This window comes from Streptococcus infantis, assembly GCF_047464415.1.
GTDB classification, from domain to species: Bacteria; Bacillota; Bacilli; order Lactobacillales; family Streptococcaceae; genus Streptococcus; species Streptococcus infantis_AE.
In genome coordinates this window covers 58,805-80,607 of record NZ_JASHBX010000004.1, presented here as the reverse complement: position 1 = coordinate 80,607, position 21,803 = coordinate 58,805, and the positions used below count along the sequence as shown (strand labels likewise).

Annotated in this window: 17 protein-coding genes and 1 pseudogene; 11 read left to right on the top strand and 7 right to left on the bottom strand. The window is 40.0% G+C overall.

Translation table 11 applies throughout. The features are described 5' to 3' along the window. The first annotated feature begins 104 nt into the window (after positions 1-104). The 10 genes and pseudogenes from QM460_RS03540 (at position 105) to QM460_RS03495 (ending at position 13,655) form a co-directional block, all read left to right on the top strand. Positions 105-1,385, top strand: coding sequence for a glycoside hydrolase family 125 protein (locus QM460_RS03540; protein WP_075228426.1), 1,281 nt, complete (start codon positions 105-107; stop codon positions 1,383-1,385). Between the two features lie 76 nt (positions 1,386-1,461). Then, positions 1,462-4,107, top strand: coding sequence for an alpha-mannosidase (locus QM460_RS03535; RefSeq protein WP_414289250.1), 2,646 nt, complete (start codon positions 1,462-1,464; stop codon positions 4,105-4,107). A gap of 84 nt (positions 4,108-4,191) precedes the next feature. After that, positions 4,192-5,061: an ROK family protein gene (locus tag QM460_RS03530; protein ID WP_414289249.1), complete on the top strand. Its 870-nt coding sequence runs from the start codon at positions 4,192-4,194 to the stop codon at positions 5,059-5,061. Beyond that, positions 5,055-6,935 carry a beta-N-acetylhexosaminidase gene (locus QM460_RS03525; RefSeq protein WP_414289248.1) on the top strand — a complete coding sequence of 627 codons (1,881 nt, stop codon included), beginning with the start codon at positions 5,055-5,057 and terminating at the stop codon, positions 6,933-6,935. The genes QM460_RS03530 and QM460_RS03525 overlap by 7 nt, the downstream gene beginning before the upstream one ends. A gap of 206 nt (positions 6,936-7,141) precedes the next feature. Further along, the gene (locus tag QM460_RS03520; protein WP_301559909.1) at positions 7,142-8,071 is read left to right on the top strand and encodes an ABC transporter permease; all 930 of its coding nucleotides are present in this window, start codon (positions 7,142-7,144) and stop codon (positions 8,069-8,071) included. 13 nt (positions 8,072-8,084) lie between these two features. Beyond that, positions 8,085-9,005: a carbohydrate ABC transporter permease gene (locus QM460_RS03515; RefSeq protein ID WP_006149055.1), complete on the top strand. Its 921-nt coding sequence runs from the start codon at positions 8,085-8,087 to the stop codon at positions 9,003-9,005. Between the two features lie 109 nt (positions 9,006-9,114). After that, positions 9,115-10,602, top strand: coding sequence for an ABC transporter substrate-binding protein (locus QM460_RS03510; protein WP_075228422.1), 1,488 nt, complete (start codon positions 9,115-9,117; stop codon positions 10,600-10,602). Positions 10,603-10,939: 337 nt separating this feature from the next. Beyond that, positions 10,940-11,546 (top strand): annotated as a pseudogene (locus QM460_RS03505) (lysostaphin resistance A-like protein); the annotation flags it as partial. 141 nt (positions 11,547-11,687) lie between these two features. Continuing rightward, on the top strand, positions 11,688-12,674 hold the full coding sequence (locus QM460_RS03500; protein WP_414289247.1) for a rhodanese-related sulfurtransferase: 987 nt from the start codon (positions 11,688-11,690) through the stop codon (positions 12,672-12,674). A gap of 123 nt (positions 12,675-12,797) precedes the next feature. After that, positions 12,798-13,655: a DUF4299 family protein gene (locus QM460_RS03495; RefSeq protein ID WP_414289246.1), complete on the top strand. Its 858-nt coding sequence runs from the start codon at positions 12,798-12,800 to the stop codon at positions 13,653-13,655. Between the two features lie 155 nt (positions 13,656-13,810). Here the strand turns inward: QM460_RS03495 and QM460_RS03490 are convergent, their stop codons facing one another. From QM460_RS03490 to QM460_RS03460, 7 genes are all read right to left on the bottom strand, one after another. Beyond that, complete coding sequence (locus QM460_RS03490) at positions 13,811-14,770, bottom strand: DUF6574 domain-containing protein (protein WP_414289245.1); 960 nt, start codon at positions 14,768-14,770, stop codon at positions 13,811-13,813. A gap of 87 nt (positions 14,771-14,857) precedes the next feature. Continuing rightward, on the bottom strand, positions 14,858-15,766 hold the full coding sequence (locus tag QM460_RS03485; protein WP_414289244.1) for a DUF4097 family beta strand repeat-containing protein: 909 nt from the start codon (positions 15,764-15,766) through the stop codon (positions 14,858-14,860). Continuing rightward, positions 15,759-16,352, bottom strand: coding sequence for a DUF1700 domain-containing protein (locus tag QM460_RS03480; RefSeq protein ID WP_414289243.1), 594 nt, complete (start codon positions 16,350-16,352; stop codon positions 15,759-15,761). The genes QM460_RS03485 and QM460_RS03480 overlap by 8 nt, the downstream gene beginning before the upstream one ends. Continuing rightward, on the bottom strand, positions 16,339-16,665 hold the full coding sequence (locus tag QM460_RS03475; RefSeq protein ID WP_000273853.1) for a PadR family transcriptional regulator: 327 nt from the start codon (positions 16,663-16,665) through the stop codon (positions 16,339-16,341). The genes QM460_RS03480 and QM460_RS03475 overlap by 14 nt, the downstream gene beginning before the upstream one ends. Before the next feature lie 173 nt (positions 16,666-16,838). Continuing rightward, positions 16,839-17,264, bottom strand: a complete 426-nt coding sequence (locus tag QM460_RS03470) for a hypothetical protein (RefSeq protein ID WP_414289242.1) — start codon at positions 17,262-17,264, stop codon at positions 16,839-16,841. A gap of 41 nt (positions 17,265-17,305) precedes the next feature. After that, positions 17,306-18,802, bottom strand: a complete 1,497-nt coding sequence (locus QM460_RS03465) for a gliding motility protein (RefSeq protein ID WP_414289241.1) — start codon at positions 18,800-18,802, stop codon at positions 17,306-17,308. Between the two features lie 530 nt (positions 18,803-19,332). Next, positions 19,333-20,499 (bottom strand): CynX/NimT family MFS transporter, encoded by a 1,167-nt coding sequence (locus QM460_RS03460; protein WP_414289240.1) that lies wholly within the window; start codon positions 20,497-20,499, stop codon positions 19,333-19,335. 215 nt (positions 20,500-20,714) lie between these two features. On the opposite strand from QM460_RS03460, the gene QM460_RS03455 reads away from it, so the two are divergent. Then, positions 20,715-21,749 (top strand): glycosyltransferase, encoded by a 1,035-nt coding sequence (locus QM460_RS03455; RefSeq protein WP_414289239.1) that lies wholly within the window; start codon positions 20,715-20,717, stop codon positions 21,747-21,749. The last annotated feature ends 54 nt before the right edge of the window (positions 21,750-21,803 follow it).

The window sequence follows — 21,803 nt, the reverse complement described above, 5'->3', positions numbered from 1 at the left end:
ATTTTTGATTTTGTAGAATAATGACTAACATTTGTGTATATATTTTCTGGACTAAAAGCTATATACTGAAAATGAAAATTTGTTTGAAAGAGGCAAAATAGTTTATGGTTTATTCAAAAGAAATTGTCAGAGAGTGGCTAGATGAGGTAGCAGAGCGTGCTAAAGATCATCCGGAATGGGTGGATGTCTTTGAACGTTGTTACACAGACACTTTAGACAATACAGTTGAAATCTTAGAAGATGGCTCGACCTTTGTGCTGACGGGGGATATCCCAGCTATGTGGCTTCGGGACTCGACTGCTCAGCTTAGACCATACCTTCATGTGGCAAAAAGAGACCCTCGTTTACGTCAGACTATTGCAGGTTTGGTCAAACGCCAGATGACTTTGATTCTCAAAGATCCCTATGCTAATTCTTTCAATATTGAGGAGAACTGGAAGGGTCACCACGAGACAGATCATACAGACCTCAATGGCTGGATTTGGGAGCGCAAGTATGAAGTGGATTCGCTTTGCTACCCCTTGCAGTTAGCATATCTTCTGTGGAAAGAAACTGGTGAAACTAGCCAATTTGATGAAACCTTTGTTACAGCGACCAAGGAAATTCTTCATCTGTGGACGGTAGAACAAGACCACAAGAACTCTCCTTATCGCTTTGTCCGTGATACTGATCGCAAGGAAGATACCTTGGTAAATGATGGTTTTGGGCCAGACTTCGCCGTAACAGGGATGACTTGGTCAGCCTTCCGTCCAAGTGATGACTGCTGTCAGTACAGCTACTTGATTCCATCAAATATGTTTGCAGTGGTTGTCTTAGGTTATGTCCAAGAAATCTTTGCAGAATTGAATCTAGCTGATAGCAAGAGCATCATTGCTGATGCCAAACGACTCCAAGCTGAGATTCAAGAAGGAATTGAGAACTACTCCTACACTACAAACAGTAAGGGCGAGAAAATCTATGCCTTTGAGGTAGACGGTTTAGGAAATGCTAGTATCATGGATGATCCAAACGTGCCAAGCTTATTGGCGGCTCCGTATCTGGGTTACTGTGATGTTAACGATGAAGTGTATCAAGCAACTCGTCGCACTATCCTGAGCCCTGAAAATCCATATTTCTACCAAGGAGAGTACGCAAGTGGACTCGGAAGTTCACATACCTTCTACCGTTATATCTGGCCGATTGCTCTATCTATCCAAGGATTGACAACGACGGATAAGGCAGAGAAGAAATTCTTGCTAGATCAGTTGGTTGCCTGTGATGGTGGAACAGGTGTGATGCACGAAAGCTTCCACGTAGACGACCCGACACTCTACTCACGCGAATGGTTCTCATGGGCCAACATGATGTTCTGCGAATTAGTCTTGGATTACTTGGATATCCGCTAATGAGCTTTTGCTCGACAGATTCTTGTACAGAATCACAAATATATTTTTAAATTTAAGTTAGAATGAGGTTTTACTCATGGAAAATGTTGTTGTACATATTATCTCTCACAGCCACTGGGATCGTGAGTGGTACTTACCTTTTGAAAGTCATCGTATGCAATTGGTGGAACTTTTTGACAATCTTTTTGATCTTTTTGAAAATGACCCTGAGTTCAAGAGTTTCCATTTGGATGGACAAACCATTGTCCTTGATGACTATTTAGAAATTCGCCCTGAAAACCGTGACAAGGTTCAGCGCTATATCGACGAAGGCAAGCTCAAGATTGGTCCTTTCTATATCTTGCAGGATGATTATTTGATCTCCAGCGAAGCTAACGTCCGCAATACCTTGATTGGACAAGCTGAATGTGCTAAATGGGGCAAATCTACGCAGATTGGTTACTTCCCAGATACCTTTGGAAATATGGGGCAAGCTCCTCAAATTCTTCAAAAATCAGGCATTCACGTAGCAGCCTTTGGTCGCGGTGTTAAACCAATCGGATTTGACAACCAAGTTCTCGAAGATGAGCAATTCACCTCTCAATTTTCTGAGATGTACTGGCAGGGTGCTGATGGTAGCCGTGTGCTTGGTATTCTCTTTGCTAACTGGTACAGTAACGGGAACGAAATTCCAGTGGATAAAGATGAAGCCTTGACCTTCTGGAAACAAAAATTGGCAGACGTACGTGACTATGCTTCTACTAACCAATGGTTGATGATGAATGGTTGTGACCACCAACCAGTACAGAGAAATATTAGTGAAGCTATTCGTGTGGCCAATGAACTCTTCCCAGACGTGACCTTTATTCACAGCTCCTTTGATGAATACGTTCAAGCAGTGGAAAGTGCACTTCCTGAACACCTATCAACAGTTACAGGTGAGTTGACTAGCCAAGAAACAGATGGTTGGTACACTCTTGCTAACACCTCTTCTTCACGCGTTTATCTCAAACAAGCCTTCCAAGAAAACAGCAACCTGTTAGAGCAGATCGTGGAACCGTTGACTATTCTCACAGGTGGACATAACCACAAGGATCAATTAACTTATGCTTGGAAAGTACTTTTGCAAAATGCACCACACGATAGCATCTGTGGATGTAGTATTGATGAAGTACACCGTGAAATGGAAACTCGCTTTGCCAAGGTCAATCAAGTCGGAAACTTTGTCAAAACAAACCTTCTCAATGAATGGAAACACAAAATAGCAACTCAAGAAGCGCAAAGTGACCACCTCTTTACCGTTGTCAACACAGCTTTACATGACAAGGTTGATACGGTTAGTGTTGTAGTGGATGTTGTCACTTGTGATTTCAAAGAATTGCATCCGACTGAAGGCTACAAGAAGATGGCAGCTGTGACCTTGCCAGATTATCACGTTGAAGATTTGGATGGTCATGTCATTGAAGCCAAGATTGAAGACTTGGGAGCAAGTTTTGGCTATACTTTGCCAAAGGATAAATTCCGTCAGCCATATATTGCACGTCAAGTGCGCGTGACAATCCCAGTTCACCTTGCTCCTCTTTCTTGGGCAAGCTTCCAATTGGTTGAAGGTCAAGTAAATCACCGTGATGGTATTTACCAAAATGGAGTCATTGATACACCATTCGTAACTGTGAGTGTAGACCAAGGAATTACAGTCTACGACAAGACTACAAACGAAGCTTATGAAGATTTCATCCAATTTGAGGACCGTGGTGATATCGGTAACGAGTACATTTACTTCCAACCAAAAGGAACAGAGCCAATCTTTGCGCAACTGAAAGGTTATGAAGTTCTAGAAAACAATGCTCGCTATGCTAAGGTCTTGCTCAAACACGACTTGACTATCCCAGTCAGTGCAGATGAAAAATTGGATGCTGAACAAAGAGGAATCATCGAATTCATGAAACGAGACGCAGGTCGTTCAGAAGAGTTGACAACCATTCCTCTTGAAACAGAGATGACTGTCTTTGTGGACAATCCACAGATTCGTTTCAAGACTCGCTTTACCAATACAGCCAAAGACCACCGCATTCGTCTCTTGGTCAAAACTCATAACACACGCCCAAGTAATGATTCTGAAAGCATCTATGAAGTTGTGACAAGACCAAATAAACCGGCAGCTTCTTGGGAAAATCCTGAAAATCCACAACACCAACAAGCCTTTGTCAGTTTGTATGATGATGTAAAAGGAGTGACCGTATCCAATAAAGGATTGCACGAATACGAAATCCTTGGAGACGACACCATGGCTGTAACTCTTCTCCGTGCTTCAGGTGAGCTAGGTGACTGGGGCTACTTCCCAACGCCAGAAGCCCAGTGCTTGCGCGATATCGAAGTTGAGTTTGCAGTAGAATGCCATCAAGCAGGCGAACGTTTCTCAGCCTTCCGTCGCGCCAAAGCCTTCCAGGTGCCATTTACAGCTCTTCAAGTTGCAAAACAAGAAGGTAGCGTCGCAGCAACAGGTAGTCTCTTCAATCATGCGGCACTGAACTTGCCACAAGTCTGCCCAACAGCCTTTAAAGTTGCCGAAAATGAAGAAGGCTACGTCCTTCGTTATTACAATATGAGTCAAGAAAATGTTCGCGTGTCTGACAAACAACAAACCATTCTTGACTTATTGGAACGACCATATCCAGTTCATTCAGGACTATTGGCGCCACAAGAAATTCGTACAGAATTGATTAAAAAAGAAGAAATTTAATTTCAAAAAGAAAACATAAACAGAAAGGAGGAGCGAAAAAGTAAGAACCAACTGCTGATTCGCTCCTTTTTACAGGTGAAAGCCATGACCCTTGCAACCATTGATATTGGAGGAACTGGCATTAAGTTTGCTAGTCTAACTCCTGATGGAAAGATTTTAGATAAGAACAGCACACCAACCCCAGAGACTCTAGAAGAGTTGCTTGCTTGGTTGGACCAACGTTTGTCAGAACAAGACTATCGTGGGATTGCTATGAGTGTACCAGGAGCCGTTAATCAAGAAACAGGTGTGATTGAGGGGATTAGTGCCATTCCTTACATCCATGGTTTTTCATGGTATGATGCGCTTTCTCATCACCAGCTACCTATCCACCTAGAAAATGATGCCAACTGCGTTGGACTAAGTGAATTACTAGCTCATCCTGAGATTGAAAATGCAGCCTGTGTCGTGATTGGTACAGGAATCGGTGGCGCTATGATTATCAATGGCAAGCTACACCGTGGTCGCCATGGTTTGGGCGGTGAGTTTGGCTACATGACCACCATCGAACCAGCAGAAAGACTCAACAACTGGTCGCAACTCGCTTCTACAGGAAACATGGTTCGTTATGTGATTGAAAAATCAGGTCAGTCTGACTGGGATGGGCGTAAGATTTACCAAGAGGCTGCGGCAGGAAATGCCCTCTGCCAAGAAGCTATTGAGCGTATGAATCGCAACCTAGCTCAAGGCCTGCTCAATATCCAGTACCTAATCGACCCAGATGTCATTAGCCTAGGTGGCTCTATCAGTCAGAACCCTGATTTTATTAAGGGTGTGCAAAAAGCAGTAGACTCCTTTGTGGAAAGATATGAAGAATATACAATTGCTCCAGTCATTCAAGCTTGCACCTATCACGCAGATGCCAATCTCTACGGTGCCCTTGTCAACTGGTTACAGGAGGAAAACCAATGGTAAGATTTACAGGACTTAGTCCCAAACAATCCCAATCTATCGAAGTATTAAAAAATCACATCTCCCTACCGGATGTAGAGGTGGCAGTCGATCAGTCTGACCAAGCCTCCATCTCTATCAAGGGCGAGAGTGGACAGTATCATTTGACCTACCGTAAACCTCATCAACTCTACCGTGCTTTATCTGTGCTAGCAACAGCTTTAGCAGAAGGGGACAAGGTAGAGATTGAAGAACAAGCGGCTTACGAAGATTTAGCCTATATGGCGGATTGTTCGCGCAATGCGGTGCTCAATGTCGCATCAGCCAAACAGATGATTGAAGTCTTGGCTCTCATGGGCTACTCAACCTTTGAGCTCTACATGGAAGACACCTATCAGATTGAAGGGCAACCTTACTTTGGTTATTTCCGTGGAGCTTATGCAGCTGAAGAGTTACAGGAAATTGAAGCCTACGCCCAACAGTTTGGCATGACTTTTGTCCCATGTATCCAGACCTTGGCTCACTTATCAGCCTTTGTCAAATGGGGAGTCAAAGAAGTCCAGCAACTTCGTGATGTAGAAGACATTCTCCTCATCGGTGAGGAAAAAGTCTATGACCTGATTGACGGTATGTTTGCAACTCTATCTAAACTGCAAACTCGCAAGGTCAACATCGGAATGGACGAAGCTCACTTGGTTGGTTTGGGGCGTTATCTTATCCTGAACGGTGTAGTTGATCGTAGCCTCCTCATGTGCCAACACTTGGAGCGCGTGCTGGATATTGCAGACAAATACGGTTTCCACTGCCAGATGTGGAGCGATATGTTCTTCAAACTCATGTCAGCAGACGGCCAGTACGACCGTGATGTAGAAATTCCAGAAGAAACTCGTGTTTACTTAGATCGTCTCAAAGACCGTGTTACCTTGGTTTACTGGGATTATTATCAAGATAGCGAAGAAAAATACAATCGTAACTTTAGTAACCACCACAAGATTAGCCAGGATATCGTCTTTGCAGGTGGTGCTTGGAAGTGGATTGGCTTTACACCTCATAACCATTTCAGCCGTCTCATTGCTCTTGAAGCAAACAAAGCCTGCCGTGCCAACCAGATCAAGGAAGTCATTGTGACGGGTTGGGGGGACAATGGTGGTGAAACAGCCCAGTTCTCAATCTTGCCAAGCTTGCAAATCTGGGCAGAACTCAGCTACCGCAATGATTTAGAGCGTCTGTCTGCTCACTTTAAGACTAATACAGGTCTATCCGTTGAGGACTTCATGCAGCTTGACCTGGCCAATCTCTTGCCAGACCTACCAGGTAATCTCTGCGGGATCAACCCCAACCGCTATGTTTTTTATCAGGATGTTCTCTGTCCAATTCTTGACAAGCACATGACTCCTGAACAGGACAAGCCACACTTTGCCAAGGCAGCTGAGATTCTTACTGACATTAAAGAAAAAGCAGGTATCTACGCCTATCTCTTTGAAACTCAGGCTCAGTTGAATGCTATTTTAAGTAGTAAGGTTGATGTGGGACGACGCATCCGTCAAGCCTATCAAGCAGGCGATAAAGAGAGCTTGCAACAAATTGCTAGAGAAGAATTACCAAAACTCCGAAGCGAGATTGAAAACTTCCACAAGCTCTTTAGCCAACAATGGCTAAAAGAGAACAAGGTCTTTGGCTTGGATACAGTGGACATCCGTATGGGTGGACTCTTGCAGCGGATCAAGCGAGCAGAAAGTCGTATTGAGGCTTATCTTGCTGGTCAAATTGACCGCATCGAAGAACTAGAAGTAGACATCTTGCCATTCAATGATTTCTACGGAGACAAGGACTTCGCAGCAACAACAGCTAACCAATGGCACACCATTGCGACAGCTTCGACCATTTATACGACCTAGAAAAACTCTATTCAGGAAGAAAGTTTCTCGTGAAACACACTTCTTATTATAAAAAAAGTTCTCCACATAAAATAATTTGTGGAGTTTTTTCTATAATTAGTAGTTTAAACTATCCTTAAAATAAGAGTATACTATTTTTGTAAACGTTATCAAGTCTAAAAATTGTGAGATTATCAAGTTTTAGAAAAATAAAAAGGGAGGAAATTATGAACAAGTTTTCAAAAACTTTGAGAGATAATTGGATATTTCTCTTAATGGTTTTACCAGGGACACTTTGGTTGATCTTATTCTTCTACATCCCAGTATTTGGAAATGTGGTTGCCTTCAAAGACTACCATATGACTGGTGAAGGATTCGTCCACAGTATTATAAATAGTAAATGGGTTGGACTAGATAACTTCAGATTCTTATTTAGTTCAAAAGATGCCTTTGTCATCACTCGAAACACTGTCCTTTACAACCTTGGATTTATCTTTATCGGTTTGATCGTATCGGTTGGGATTGCCATTATCCTTAGTGAACTTCGCTCTAAGCAAATGGTTAAAATCTACCAAACTTCTATGTTATTCCCGTACTTCCTATCTTGGGTTATCATCAGTTTCTTTACAGATGCTTTCCTAAATATCGATAAAGGGCTTATCAATCACACCTTAGAAGCTCTCGGGATGAAGGGTATTAACTTCTACGCAGACATCAGTATCTGGCCTTACCTCCTCCTTTTCCTAGGTATCTGGAAAGGCTTCGGATACAGTAGTGTTATGTACTACGCTACAATCATGGGTATTGACCCAACTTACTACGAAGCAGCGACAGTGGACGGTGCTAGCAAATGGCAACGTATCCGCAACGTAACCATCCCTCAGTTGACACCACTTGTGACAGTATTGACCATCCTTGCAGTCGGAAACATCTTCCGTGCAGACTTCGGTCTCTTCTATCAAATCCCTCACAACGCTGGTCAGCTCTATAGCGTAACAAACGTATTGGACGTCTATGTCTTTAATGGTTTGACACAGACAGCAGACATCGGTATGGCTTCAGCAGCTGGTCTCTATCAGTCAGTCGTCGGTTTGATTCTGGTTATCCTATCAAACTTATTTGCAAGACGTGTTGATCCTAACTCAGCACTATTCTAGAAAGGAGGAGCATATGGCAAAAAAAATTCAAAAAGAAAAAATTGATAATGTTGGCATACACTCCTTCAGCAAGAAAGCAGATATCTTCTTTAGTATCATTTCTGGTTTGCTGGCTTTCTCTTGTATCTTGCCTTTCATCTTTGTCATCATTATCTCAGTTACAGATGAGAAGAGTATCGTTCAATATGGATATAGCTTCTTCCCATCACAGTTTGGATTAGATGGTTTTGAGTTTTTGGCTCAGTTCAAAGATAAGATTTTACAAGCACTCTTTATCTCAGTGTTTGTGACAGTTGTTGGTACATTGACAAACGTCTTTATCACGACAACTTACGCCTATGCCATCTCACGTTCAACATTTAAGTATCGTAAATTCTTTACAATCTTCGCTCTTCTTAGTATGTTGTTCAATGCTGGTTTGGTACCAGGCTATATCGTGGTGACTCAATTGCTTCACCTTGGTGATACCATTTGGGCCTTGATTGTTCCAATGCTTCTATCACCATTCAACATCATGTTGATGCGTTCCTTCTTCAAGAAAACCATCCCAGAAGCAATCCTCGAATCAGCTCGTATCGATGGAGCTAGTGAAGCTCGTATCTTCTTCCAAATCTGTTTGCCACTGTCACTACCAGGTATCGCAACGATCACACTATTGACAGCGCTTGGATTCTGGAATGACTGGTTTAACGCCCTTCTTTACATCAAGAGTGATAACTTGTATCCATTACAATATTTGCTCATGCAAATTCAAAACAACATGGATTACATTGCTAAGTCAGTTGGTATGTCAGGACAACTTGCGGTTGCCCTACCAAAAGAAACAGGTCGTATGGCCATGGTCGTAGTTGCGACTGTTCCGATTGCGATCCTCTACCCATTCTTCCAACGCTACTTTGTAAAAGGTTTGACTATCGGTGGTGTTAAAGAGTAAGGAAGTCTAAGAAACAATGTTTCTTCTCTAACTCTGATTTTTCTGGCAAAGGAAAATCAACAATCTCAATTTGTTAATAACTTTAAAAATAAAAAAAGGAGTTTTTATAATGAAAAACTGGAAAAAATATGCTTTTGCATCTGCTAGCCTTGTCGCTTTAGCTGCTAGCCTTGCTGCTTGTGGAAACCTTAAAGGAAACAACCAAAAAGCTGCTGAATCATCGTCATCAGGTGATACAACTGTTATCAAAATGTACCAAATCGGTGACAAACCAGATAACTTGGATGAATTGCTAGAAAATGCAAACAAAATCATCGGAGAAAAAGTTGGCGCTAAATTGGATATCCAATACCTTGGTTGGGGTGACTACAGCAAGAAAATGTCAGTTATCACTTCATCAGGTGAAAACTATGATATCGCCTTTGCAGATAACTATGTCGTAAACGCTCAAAAAGGTGCTTATGCTGACTTGACAGAATTGTACAAGAAAGAAGGAGCTGACCTTTACAAAGCTCTTGACCCAGCTTACATCAAAGGTAACACTGTAAACGGTAAAATCTATGCAGTTCCAGTTGCAGCTAACGTTGCATCTTCACAAAACTTTGCTTTCAACGGCCCACTTCTTGAAAAATATGGAATCGATATCTCAGGTGTAACTTCATACGAAACACTTGAACCAGTCTTGAAACAAATCAAAGAAAAAGCTCCAGATGTAATGCCATTCGCTGTTGGTAAAAACTTTATTCCATCAGAAAACTTTGACTACCCAGTTGCAAATGGACTTCCATTCGTCATCGACCTTGAAGGCGACACTACTAAGATCGTTAACCGTTACGAAGTGCCTCGTTTCGTAGAACACTTGAAGACTCTTCACAAATTCTATGAAGCAGGATACATTCCAAAAGACGTAGCAACAAGCGAAACTTCATATGACCTTACTCAAGATACTTGGTTTGCTCGCGAAGAAACAGTAGGACCAGCTGACTACGGTAGCAGCTTGCTTTCTCGTGTTGCTAACAGAAACATCCAAATCAAACCATTTACTAACTTCATCAAGAAAAACCAAACAACTCAAGTTGCAAACTTTGTAATCTCAAACAACTCTAAGAACAAAGAAAAAGCAATGGAAGTGTTGAACCTCTTGAACACTAACCCAGAACTCTTGAACGGACTTGTTTATGGACCAGAAGGCAAGAACTGGGAGAAAGTTGCAGGTAAAGAAAATCGTGTTAAAGTCCTTGATGGATACAAAGGAAACACTCACATGTCAGGATGGAACACTGGTAACAACTGGATTCTTTACATCAACGAAAACGTAACAGATGAGCAAATTGCACAATCTAAGAAAGACTTGGAAACTGCAAAAGAATCTCCAGCGCTTGGATTCATCTTTAACACTGACAATGTGAAATCTGAAATCTCAGCTATCACTAACACTATGCAACAATTCGATACAGCTATCAACACTGGTACTGTAGACCCAGAAAAAGCTATTCCAGAATTGATGGAAAAACTTAAATCTGAAGGTGCTTACCAAAAAGTATTGGATGAAATGCAAAAACAATACGACGAATTCTTGAAAAGCAAAAAATCATAAGATAGATTGATTTCGTGTATTCATTCCTAAAAAGAGCGATCACTGCCTTGTCTAGAGCCTTCTAGATAAGGTGGTGATTCTTTTTCAGTATTTGCATATAATTATCTGTATTTTGTTCAGAGTTATGCTCTTACATTTAACATAGGTTATAGTCATATGAAAAAATATCATCCATTCTTTAAAATAAGTGCAATCTTATCCTACTTATTTTTCGTATATGGGCTTTCTTATACTCTTCGAAAATCAAATTCAAACCACGTCAGCGTCGCCTTACCATACTCAAGTACAGCCTGCGGCTAGCTTCCTAGTTTGCTCTTTGATTTTCATTGAGTATTAGCTAACTCTTATGATCCAAAATTACTGGCAATTTTCTTCTCAGATTGGCAATTTTTTTCTGGATCCGAAACCTTATCAGTCTTGTCTTTATTGGCATCATGATAGGGATTTTAATCAAGACAGGACATGGATATCTTTTTGTTATTCCAAAGAAAAAATGACTTTGGTATACAGTTTTGACGATTCTCGTAACTGTACTTTCCATATCTTTTAATTTCCAAACAGCTAGACATGTACAATCAACTTCTGAAGGGTGGGCTGTACTAATCGGCTATAGCAGGACAAATTTTGCTGAGTTGGGTCTCTACTTGACCTTATTTTTCCTAGGTCCTCTGATGGAAGAGTTGATATATAGGGGCTTGTTCCAACATGCCTTCTTTAAAGATTCGAAATTTGGGCTTGACCTAATTCTTCCTTCGGTTTTGTTTGCTCTTCCTCACTTTTCAAACTTTCCCAATTTCCTAGATATTCTTGTTTTTTCGTCATTTGGAGTGTTTTGTGCGGGTTTAACTCGCTATACCAAGAGTATCTATCCTAGCTATGCAGTTCATGTTATGAATAATATCGTAGCTACCTTGCCGTTTTTGGTAACCTTTTTTCAGCGAATATTCAGCTAAAACAAGACCTGTTTTCAGGTCTTGTTTTCAATTTTCGGTCAAATAAATTGCATTCGTTTTCCTGGGAGAGTATACTGGTATAGTTGAATGAAAAATTCTGATAATTTAATCTTAGAAAAGAGAATCAATCTTATGTCAAAAGATATTCGAGTTTTACTTTACTATAAATATGTTCCAATTGAGAACGCAGAACAATTTGCTGCAGATCACCTAGCTTTTTGTAAGTCGATTGGTCTCAAGGGCCGTATCCTAGTCGCAGACGAAGGGATCAATGGAACTGTTTCTGGTGACTATGAGACCACGCAAAAATACATGGACTATGTCCACAGCCTTCCAGGTATGGAAGATCTCTGGTTCAAGATTGACGAGGAAAATGAGCAAGCCTTCAAGAAGATGTTTGTTCGCTACAAAAAGGAAATCGTCCACCTTGGTTTAGAGGATGATAACTTTGACAATGATATCGACCCACTTGAAACAACAGGTGCTTACTTGTCTCCAAAGGAATTTAAAGAAGCTCTTCTAGACGAAGATACAGTTGTCCTTGATACTCGTAATGACTATGAGTACGACCTTGGACACTTCCGTGGGGCTATCCGCCCAGACATCCGCAACTTCCGTGAGTTGCCACAATGGGTCCGTGATAACAAAGAAAAATTTATGGACAAGCGTGTCGTTGTTTACTGTACAGGTGGGGTTCGCTGTGAGAAATTCTCAGGTTGGATGGTCCGTGAAGGCTACAAAGATGTCGGTCAATTGCACGGAGGAATCGCGACTTACGGGAAAGACCCAGAAGTTCAAGGCGAACTTTGGGATGGGAAAATGTACGTATTTGATGAACGTATTGCAGTCGATGTCAACCATGTCAATCCAACCATTGTAGGGAAAGATTGGTTTGATGGAACACCGTGTGAACGTTATGTCAACTGTGGAAATCCATTCTGTAACCGTCGTATCTTGACATCAGAAGAGAATGAAGACAAGTATCTCCGTGGTTGCTCGCACGAGTGCCGTGTCCACCCACGCAATCGCTATGTTTTAGAGCATGAATTGACACAAGATCAAGTCATCGAGCGTTTAGCAGCGATTGGTGAGAACTTGGATCATTCTGAAGTTGTATAAAAGTAGGACAGTCCTTAGGGGCTGTTTTTTCTATGCTTTTGACCAAAAAATCTTAAATTTGTTTCTGCATCTTTCAGGAAAATGGTGTATACTAGATGTAAACGATTTCAAAGGAGACCATTTATGGTGAAAACATTTTTTATTCCAAATAAACAAAGTATTCTAGGACAACAGGAGATTCTTACAGCTAAGTCAGTCTTGGCCTTGGTAGATGGCTTAGAGTCACATAGCTATGATGCAGTCTATCTCCGTCAACCCCTCAATCGTCTTGAGTATATCGAGTGTGGAATCGTAGGCAAGTCTCAATTTCTCTTTAAAGTTCGTTATGTAGATTCTCAAAAAGGCTATCAAGTAATCATTCCTGATTTGATTACAAGAGCTGATTGGGAGATTGTCGAAGTTCTCTTACAAGCCTTGTCTAGCAAGGTTGGTGAATCTGTTGAAGGCTTGGCAGACTTTGATTTGGAAGACTATTTCCAAGAAACTGTTAAAAACTATCTAGCTGATAAGGAAGCTCGTTTGGCCTTCTGCCAAGGAATTCTATCAACTATTTACTTTGATAAGAAGGACTTAGAAAGCTTCTTGGAAGAAGATGGAGTGGCACGTTTTGAAGCATTAGTCAAAAAGGTTCAAGAGTCAGATGCCTACCCTGCAAGTGCAAAATTCTACCCAGATAGTGAAGGTAAGATCCACGGCATCTATCACCTGGCTCAGGGGGTTAAGACAATTTTGCCGAAAGGTCCTGTTGTTCCCGTGCCTTATGTTGAGCAGTTGGCTGGTAAGGACCTTGTCTGGGAGATTGACTTGGTGAAAATATCTGGAGATGGTTCTAAGCCTGAAGACTATGAAGCAGTAGCTAGACTGGATTACCAAGCCTTTTTAGAAGCTCTTCCAAAGGAACTTTGTCAGGATTTGGATGCCAACCAAGTAGAGGTAGGACCAGTTTCAGGAGAGGATTTTGAAGCCTTAGCAAATAGATAAATAAGGAATCTGTGACAAAAGTTTCTATAAAGTTAAAAAGCGAACAAGATTAGTTTTCTGATTATCAGAATTCTGTCTTGTTCGCTTTTTTATTTCTAAAATTTTATAGTAATGATCCTCTAAAGCTAATATCTTTCTATCTCGCTACCTTTATCTTACATAAAAGCTAGGATTCGTAGATATTCAAAAACCAGAGTCATTTCTGCTAGGAAGAAGAGAAATAGGATACCACCGTTAACTAGAAATGCCAAGAGAAGGCGATAGAAGGGATCAGTTTGGCTATCTTTACTTGGTCTTGAGATGGTATAGAGGTTGGCAAGAAGTACCAGACCAATGCTAATGAGGCAGAGAAGAGCCGCAAAGCGTAGACTATTAAAGAAGGCAAAGAAACTGGCAATACCTGTGAGCAGGAGAGGAAGGGCGAAGAGTCTGCTGTACTCTTGCAAGGATTTTTCCAGTGTCCAGTCATTGTCCTGATTGACAAAACGTTTAACTACAAATCCACCCATAAGGATAGAAAAGAAGAATAAACTTGTCGCTACCAAGATGGAGAAGATAGAAAAGAGATTCAGTGAAGGGAACTGCTCGCTGACATGAGAGTTGATAGCCGCCATATGGCCGTAGTAGTTATGCTTGATATGATAAATCGCACAGAAGAAACTAAGAGCAGAAAAGATAGTCAGCAGGGCAAAGGCATTATAACTATGTTTTTTATCTGTATCAATGCTTGTTGTCGGTTCTTTAAGGGCACCTTGTAGCCAAAACCAAAGATCAGCCAGTTCTTCTTTGAATACTGCGAATAGTGCTGTTTTGGCAGATACAGAATCTGGTAAAAACGGGCTTTCCAAAGATTGACTTTTCTGAGAAGCTTCTTTGACAGGTTCTTCTGACTGGTCTGTCTTTGTTGCCGGCTCTTCTTCAGGTTCTTCGACCTCTACTTTTTCTAGGTCAGTTTCCTTATCTTCTGGATTGGCTTGAGGATTTTCCTCAACTACTGGCGCCTCTTCTCTTGTCTCTGAATCTTCTTCAAGGAGAACTGAGTCGGATGGGCTATCTTTTTTATCATTGTTGGCTGTTTTTTCGAAATCAGCACTTTCAAACCATTCTTGAGTCATAATAGACCTCCCTTTTTTGATTAATTTTTGAGTAGTAACTACTAGTTGTCTTTATTCATGATTTCTATAAGAAAGCAAGCGATCTTATTATGGGAAATAGATACTTTGATTAGATTTTGCGACGAGGAGATCTTGCGTATCTTTTTTTTCTGTTTTGTAAGGGTTCGCTAATGCTTCACCTTTACTACCTCCCGTAGGTATGTCACGTCTGTCTCGATGCCAACGATAGATATCACCATGTTCAGCAGAAAATTCAAGATTGATTCGATCAAGTTCCTTCTGAGATAACTCGAGTGAGATATCTTTTCTTGCCTCGAATTCCACTCGACCATGCACTTGGATATCGTCTGCCTTGATATGTTCATGATCTGCTTGGATGCGACTATCTGTTAGACTGGTTTCAAATACATTGACAATTCCAGTTGTGATCAGTTGGCTATTTTTAATCTCGCTATCAGTGATACGAAGGAGATATCCATTTGACAGAATCTTGGCATTGCTGATTTTTGCATTAGCAATTGAAAGGATACGATGGTTTACCTGGGCAGTTAGATTTTTTAAGTCTTTTCCTCTTGGTAATGAGAGAACAACTTCATCATTGCGGCTAGAAATTCCGCTTGCGATATAGAGAATACCCTCGATACTAGAACCTATAGAGCGACGTGTAGTTGACTTGGTGTCAGTTATTTCAAGACTTTTCTCTTTGATAGAGTGTTGAAGATTTTCTTTTTCAGAGATGGTTGGATGATACTGGAGGTGAATCTTATCATCGTTTGACTCCGTAATGACGAGAGAATGTTCTGTTAGTGAGATGTTTAGATTTTCAATATCTTGATCAAAAACGAGTTCTTCCATTCGACTTTCAAATACTGGATTTTGAGACATTGCAAGGAGGCTTCTGACACCATCTGTTTGGATCCCGATGATCATCATGGAAAAACCAATGATACTAGTAACAACACCAAAGATAAGAAATCCTTTTGTTAATTTACGCATGACTTTCACCTCTCTTTCCTCTATTAAGAATCCACTGAATGAGTCGAAGGACTAGTATTCCAAAGAAACGGGTCACATAGGAAGTTGCTAGCAAAACTAGGGACGAAGCTCCGATTGCCAGTAAACCTCCTCCAAAAATCAGAATAAAAGCAGATGTCGATTCCGCCAGAATGTAGAAGCTTTCAAATAGGAGAACAGCTCCGAGAACCATCCCAGCTGCTGAAACAGCAAAGAAGGCTATAAGTACGCTGACAGCAGCGATAAAAATCCCGATGATAGCCATGAGAAGACCAATGCCGACCGGAATTCCGATAGGAGCTGCAAGAAGGGCTAGTAGAGCGATGCGTAAAATATGGTGATCGTTCTTGCTGGAATTTTCTTCGTTGATTTTCTTATCAAGAAGTGTAGTCAGGACATCATGGGCAGCTTCTTTTGGACTTCCCAGGCTAGCGATAAGCTCCTCCTCACCTTCTGGCCCAGCATCATCAAAGAGTTCTTTGAAGTAGTCCATGGCTTCGATACGATCAGATTGAGGCAGCTTCATCAGATAGGCTTCAAGCTGATTCAAATATTCAGTTCTTGTCATGGCGAATGCTCCCTTCTATGATGCCGTTGATCGTGTCAGTGTAGAGTGTCCATTCTTCTCGAAGGACAAAGAGTTGCTCCTCTCCGATTTCTGTCAAGGAGTAGTATTTGCGCATCCGACCTTGGTATTCGCGAGAGTATGTAGTCAGATAGCGATTGGTATCCAGTTTTTTCAAGATGGGGTAGAGGGTAGATTCCTTGATTTTGGCAATGAGTTTAATGGTTTGGCTAATCTCATAACCATAGGAATCCCCTTGTTCTAGGATGGCCAAGATGAGAAATTCAATCAAGGCCGATGATGTTGGAAAATACATGGGGCACCTCCTTTTTTAGTATGTAAAAATTTTATATATAATTATTCTACACATACATCATACATCTATTTGTAAGCCCTGTCAAGCAATATGTGTAAAATTTTTATATATAAAAAATCTTCTAGTGAAAACTAGAAGATTGGAGGCTGTTTTGCATTACTTTGAGGCAATGCTTATCTGCAATCCTCATCATAAATGGGCGGAAGATAAAAATACTTGTCTTCAATCTTGATTTTGGCACAGAGGATGCCGTTTTGATAGACATATCCGTTAAATGGAGGATAGCTATCCAAGTTTTTTAGGATATTCTCAGGCAAAGATCTGAAATTGTAATCCCTCAGAGCCCCAGAACCAATCAATCTTTCAGTCCGATAAGCCTTGATTTCTTTTTCATATTTTTTGAGAAATGCCTCTCGTTTGCTTTCAAAGAGATCCAAATCTCCGTCATCTAACTCGTAATAGCGTTCGTAACCAGCAATCCAAGAAATATAAACACACAGTAAAGATTTTTCTATCTCAGGAGAGTAGCCAATTGTAAAGTAATTTTCTTTGTCGACCTGCCGATTTTCTACTGTGATAGTCTGTATAAAGTTAGTCATGATAATCTCCGTTTCAGGAATGAACTAGAAAGGCTTCTTATTTAAAAATCCTTTAGCTCATCAAAGATTTCTATAAATTTTTCTTTGTCCATTCCTAAATCTTCAGGTAGTAAATCTAAGATCTCAACTAGGGCACTATAGATATCCTCTCTCTCGATTGTTTCAATAAAACAGTTACGTTTGTCCATTTTATTGAAACCTTGAGTATATTCTCTTATGAGAACTTCTACGTTTGTCATAGTGTTCTCATTGAGGTTTTCTAGAAGCTTTATAAGGCTTGCTCTAGTCTTTCTATATAGAGAGGCTGCTTTTTTTGCGTTTGCTGTTGAAATATTCTCTTGTCCATCCCATGAGCGAAATGGATTATCTAGGTTTTGGGCTAGCCATTCAGCTTTCCTCGGTTTTGTTATCCAAAGATTCAGTCCCTTGTCCTGCAGTTTTTTATAATATTTTTTGGCTACTTTAGCGGCATCTTCTGGTAAGCTACTCATCCAAAACATGCTTAATTGAGGTAAATCTTCTGGTTTTGGGATATCCTCTGCAGTAAAGCCAAACAAATCAACGGTTGAAAAATTGACTAACTCTTTGAACTCTGATAATTTATGGAAATTAAGAATATGACCAGGTTTCCCCCACAATCTTAATTCCCTAAGCCTTGGATAGTTATTCAAGATTTGTGCAAAGTCTATTTCGAGGATGTTAGAACAATGGATGGCTCCCAAATCCTTTAATCCCAGCACCTTGGGTAGAGAGTTGTCAAGGTGTAATCGTAAGCTGGCTCCATGGTTTTTTACAAGTATCTGACAATTGTCGCTCATGTCTCCTAATAAGAGTAGCTCCTCCAAATCATCATTCAATCTAAGTTCCTCTACACCTGTCAAATCAATGGAAAGTCGATGTATGGATGTCTTAGAAAAATCCAGTTTTGTTTGTCCATGATTTTCAAGAACTAGTTCTGTAATAAAAGGAGTCGACTGTAAATATTCATATATATTTTTATGCCATTTAGTTAATTCTAACTTAGATAAACAAGGGAAGACCTTTAATTCTAATGCGTCTTCAAAAGGCGTCCACTCGTCATTAATATTGTGTTTAGAAATACGGTAGTCATTCCCTGCAAATGAAACCTTTTCCTTGCTTTTATCTGCTTTCTTAAATAAATCTCTTTTTTCTTTTGGGATTTCTTGCCATTTCAGTTGCCTATAAATATCGTAACCATTCCCCCAAAACATAGCATATGTGTTTGTGCTTTCGGTTGTTAATGGTGTTGTATTCCCAATAAAAATATAATTTGACGGTACATGAATATCAACATTACACAGATGCAAGCCTCTATCCCAGTACATAAAATCAATGTACAGTGGCTTTAAGAAAGATAGTTCTTCTTCTGTAAGAGGTTGTTCTCCTGACCAGTCTAATGACAGTAGGACAGCCTGCGGCTTTTTCTCTCCCTCTTCTATCTTGGTTATCTGACAAGCTATGTATTTTTTTAGGTGGAAATTGTAAACACAATAGACGTCCCCTGCTTTTGCTAGCATATAAATTTCTCCTTAAATGTTACTACATTTTCAATAGTCTTTTTAGACTTTTAAACAAATACTTGTTTGTAATTGAGTTAAAACAAGTAAAGTTCTTTAAGATTTTATTTTAGATAGATTTCTGGTTTCTCAATGACTGAGCCATCCTTCAATTTTGGGAATTGAAGGATTACATGATGCAAGAGTTTAACCTCCTTGGAAGGTTTGATTGTTAGATATTCTAGCTTTATCAGATTAATGATTGAAGTTGCGTCCTTACTTTTTAGGTTACCAGTAAAAAAGCTGAAATAGCGTAACTATGGTATATCATTTAAAAAGTTAGAGGAATCTACATGGATGTTTTTAGGGGCAAAACAATCCCCTTCCATTGAGAGATAAATTGTATAATTGTTTCCATCATAGGTATATTATAGCATGTTTTAGCTTAACGAAAGTCTTGTGAGGAGGCCTTTCAAACCTTTTTAAAAGAAAAAAGCCAGACAGATGTCTAGCTTGAAAAGTGAGTTTATTGTAGTAAATTCTAAAATTTTTTAGAGGATTTTATCAGCTCGATCCACCATAAAGAGGGCGATTGTCATGATGATATCAATTACTAGAAGAATCAGTACCGCTGGAACCCAAGACTGGAACATGTTAAAACTGTAACCAAAGAGAGTTGGTCCAAAGGCAGCTAGAATGTAACCACCGGTCTGGGCAAGACCAGATAATTGGGCCGTCTTTTCAGGAGAGCTGGTTTTGATGGAGAAGCAAACCATGAGGTAAGGGAAAAGAGCGCTACAAGCAGTACCAATCAAGAGATGGGCAACCAACCAATACAAGAAACTGTTGCTTGGGTATAAAAGCATGGCAATTCCTAACATACCAGCCAGAGAGATGATTGTTAACATGATTTGACGGTGACGATTTGACAAACGCGTCGTTAAACTTGGAATGGTCATGGAGAAGGGAATGCTAATTAGTGAAAAGATAGAAGCCAGAAGTCCGGCATCCGTATGAGCTAGCCCTGCACTGATGGCCATGGTTGGTAACCAGGTCATACTGGTATAGAAGAGTAAGGACTGAAGTCCACCGAAGACAATAATAGCCCAAACTTGCTTGCTTTTTAGGATATTCTCTTTTTCTTTTTTCTCTTCATGCCTTTCTAGAAAATGATTGTGGCCATGGTTGGGGAACCAGACCAATAAGGTTAGCAGGCAGACCATGGACAGGCAGAGAATCAGCCCTTTCCAAGATGTTGCCTGAGTAATGGGTACAGAGAGGTAGGAAGCTAGTGCTGTCGCGATTCCCATAGTCGTCACATAAACCGTTGTCAGGAAGCTAATCTTTTGCGGGTAGTTTGCCTGAATCATGCTAGGAAGAAGTACGTTAAAAATAGCGACACTTGCTCCGATGAGTAAGGTTCCCAGATAGAGAAGGGGAAGATTGAAGATACGAATCACTGAACCGACGGTTAAGATGAGGAGGCTGTGTGTAAAAAGGTGCTCGAGGCCAATCTTTTGAGCCAAACGCGTCGCAAAAGAGGAGAAAAGGGCAAACATCAAGAGAGGAAGGCTGGTCAAAACACCAAGTGAACTGACCTCAACTCCTAAACCTTGAGCAATATCTCCCAAAACAGTTGGTAAGGCCGTAAAAGGAGCTCTTAAGACCGCTCCGATTAAGATAATTCCTAGAATAAAAAAGAGTGATCGTTTTTTCATGTGAACCTCAATAAACTGATTTTGATAACAGCTTATTTTAAGGCTTTTTCCAATAGATGTCAAGATGGTGTGAGAAAATCCGCTCTTTAGTTGAGCGAAATCATGGGGAAAAAAGAAGGATAGATTTACTAGTTTTTTTCTTGGATTCAAATAAAAATAGGAAAGTCGGAAAATTTGTGATAAAATAGTGGAAGAAAATATTTAGGAGACTGTAAGTGATTCAACAAATCGATAATTTAATCGTCTCTATTGTGATTAGTGCTTATAATGAAGAGAAGTACTTACCGGACTTAATTGAAGATTTAAAAAGACAGACATACAATAAAGAAAATATTGAAATTTTATTTATTAATGCAATGTCTACTGATAAGACAACCGATATTATTCAGCGATTTATTTCTGAGAATACCGAATTTAGGTCAATTAGATTGTATGATAACCCTAAAAAGAATCAAGCAAGTGGTTTTAATTTAGGGATTAAGAACTCTAATGGAGACCTTGTTTTGAAGATTGATGCGCATTCCAAAGTCACAGAGGATTTTGTGAAGAATAATGTTGAGATTATCAATCAGGGGGAATATGTCTGTGGTGGGCCTAGACCAACGCTTGTTGAAGGTGAGGGTAAATGGTCAGAAGCTTTACATATCGTTGAAGAAAATATGTTTGGAAGCAGCATCGCAGATTATCGAAACAGCTCTCAAGACAGATATGTGTCTTCTATTTTTCATGGCATGTACTGTCGAGAAGTTTTTGAGCAAGCTGGTTTAGTCGATGAACAACTTGGAAGAACAGAAGACAATGAACTTCATTATCGTATTAGAAATCACGGATATAAAATAAGATTTAGTCCCAACGTTTTATCTTATCAATATATTCGACCAACATTTAAAAAGATGCTCCACCAAAAGTATTCAAACGGGCTATGGATTGGATTGACAACTCATGTTAAACCAAAATGTCTATCTATTTTTCATTATGTTCCCTTTGCGTTTGTGTTAAGCATTTTTGTAAGTGCTATGTTACTACCTTTTTCTCCATTGTTTTTAGTGCTTCTGTTAGCAGTATATAGTTTACTTGTGATATCTTTGACGATACTTGCTTTATTGAAGCATAAAAACGAAGTATTACTGTTAATGCCTTTTATGCTGTTTTCTATTCATTTTGCCTACGGTATAGGTACAATAGTTGGATTAATCAAAGGTTTTAAATGGAGAAAAGGTTATAAATACGAAATTCAGTATTTAGATTAAGATTTCTTATGTCGTGCTTAATTAAACATTTTCTCTGTGTAGGAGGATACCATT

What these genes read in the sequence shown, in the direction of transcription:
- QM460_RS03460 (WP_414289240.1), bottom strand. Translation starts at nt 20,499, where the DNA reads ATGAAAAAACGATCACTCTTTTTTATTCTAGGAATTATCTTAATCGGA.
- QM460_RS03535 (WP_414289250.1), top strand. Translation starts at nt 1,462, where the DNA reads ATGGAAAATGTTGTTGTACATATTATCTCTCACAGCCACTGGGATCGT.
- QM460_RS03475 (WP_000273853.1), bottom strand. Translation starts at nt 16,665, where the DNA reads ATGTATTTTCCAACATCATCGGCCTTGATTGAATTTCTCATCTTGGCC.
- QM460_RS03470 (WP_414289242.1), bottom strand. Translation starts at nt 17,264, where the DNA reads ATGACTAACTTTATACAGACTATCACAGTAGAAAATCGGCAGGTCGAC.
- QM460_RS03530 (WP_414289249.1), top strand. Translation starts at nt 4,192, where the DNA reads ATGACCCTTGCAACCATTGATATTGGAGGAACTGGCATTAAGTTTGCT.
- QM460_RS03525 (WP_414289248.1), top strand. Translation starts at nt 5,055, where the DNA reads ATGGTAAGATTTACAGGACTTAGTCCCAAACAATCCCAATCTATCGAA.
- QM460_RS03520 (WP_301559909.1), top strand. Translation starts at nt 7,142, where the DNA reads ATGAACAAGTTTTCAAAAACTTTGAGAGATAATTGGATATTTCTCTTA.
- QM460_RS03485 (WP_414289244.1), bottom strand. Translation starts at nt 15,766, where the DNA reads ATGCGTAAATTAACAAAAGGATTTCTTATCTTTGGTGTTGTTACTAGT.
- QM460_RS03495 (WP_414289246.1), top strand. Translation starts at nt 12,798, where the DNA reads ATGGTGAAAACATTTTTTATTCCAAATAAACAAAGTATTCTAGGACAA.
- QM460_RS03480 (WP_414289243.1), bottom strand. Translation starts at nt 16,352, where the DNA reads ATGACAAGAACTGAATATTTGAATCAGCTTGAAGCCTATCTGATGAAG.
- QM460_RS03510 (WP_075228422.1), top strand. Translation starts at nt 9,115, where the DNA reads ATGAAAAACTGGAAAAAATATGCTTTTGCATCTGCTAGCCTTGTCGCT.
- QM460_RS03500 (WP_414289247.1), top strand. Translation starts at nt 11,688, where the DNA reads ATGTCAAAAGATATTCGAGTTTTACTTTACTATAAATATGTTCCAATT.
- QM460_RS03540 (WP_075228426.1), top strand. Translation starts at nt 105, where the DNA reads ATGGTTTATTCAAAAGAAATTGTCAGAGAGTGGCTAGATGAGGTAGCA.
- QM460_RS03465 (WP_414289241.1), bottom strand. Translation starts at nt 18,802, where the DNA reads ATGCTAGCAAAAGCAGGGGACGTCTATTGTGTTTACAATTTCCACCTA.
- QM460_RS03515 (WP_006149055.1), top strand. Translation starts at nt 8,085, where the DNA reads ATGGCAAAAAAAATTCAAAAAGAAAAAATTGATAATGTTGGCATACAC.
- QM460_RS03490 (WP_414289245.1), bottom strand. Translation starts at nt 14,770, where the DNA reads ATGACTCAAGAATGGTTTGAAAGTGCTGATTTCGAAAAAACAGCCAAC.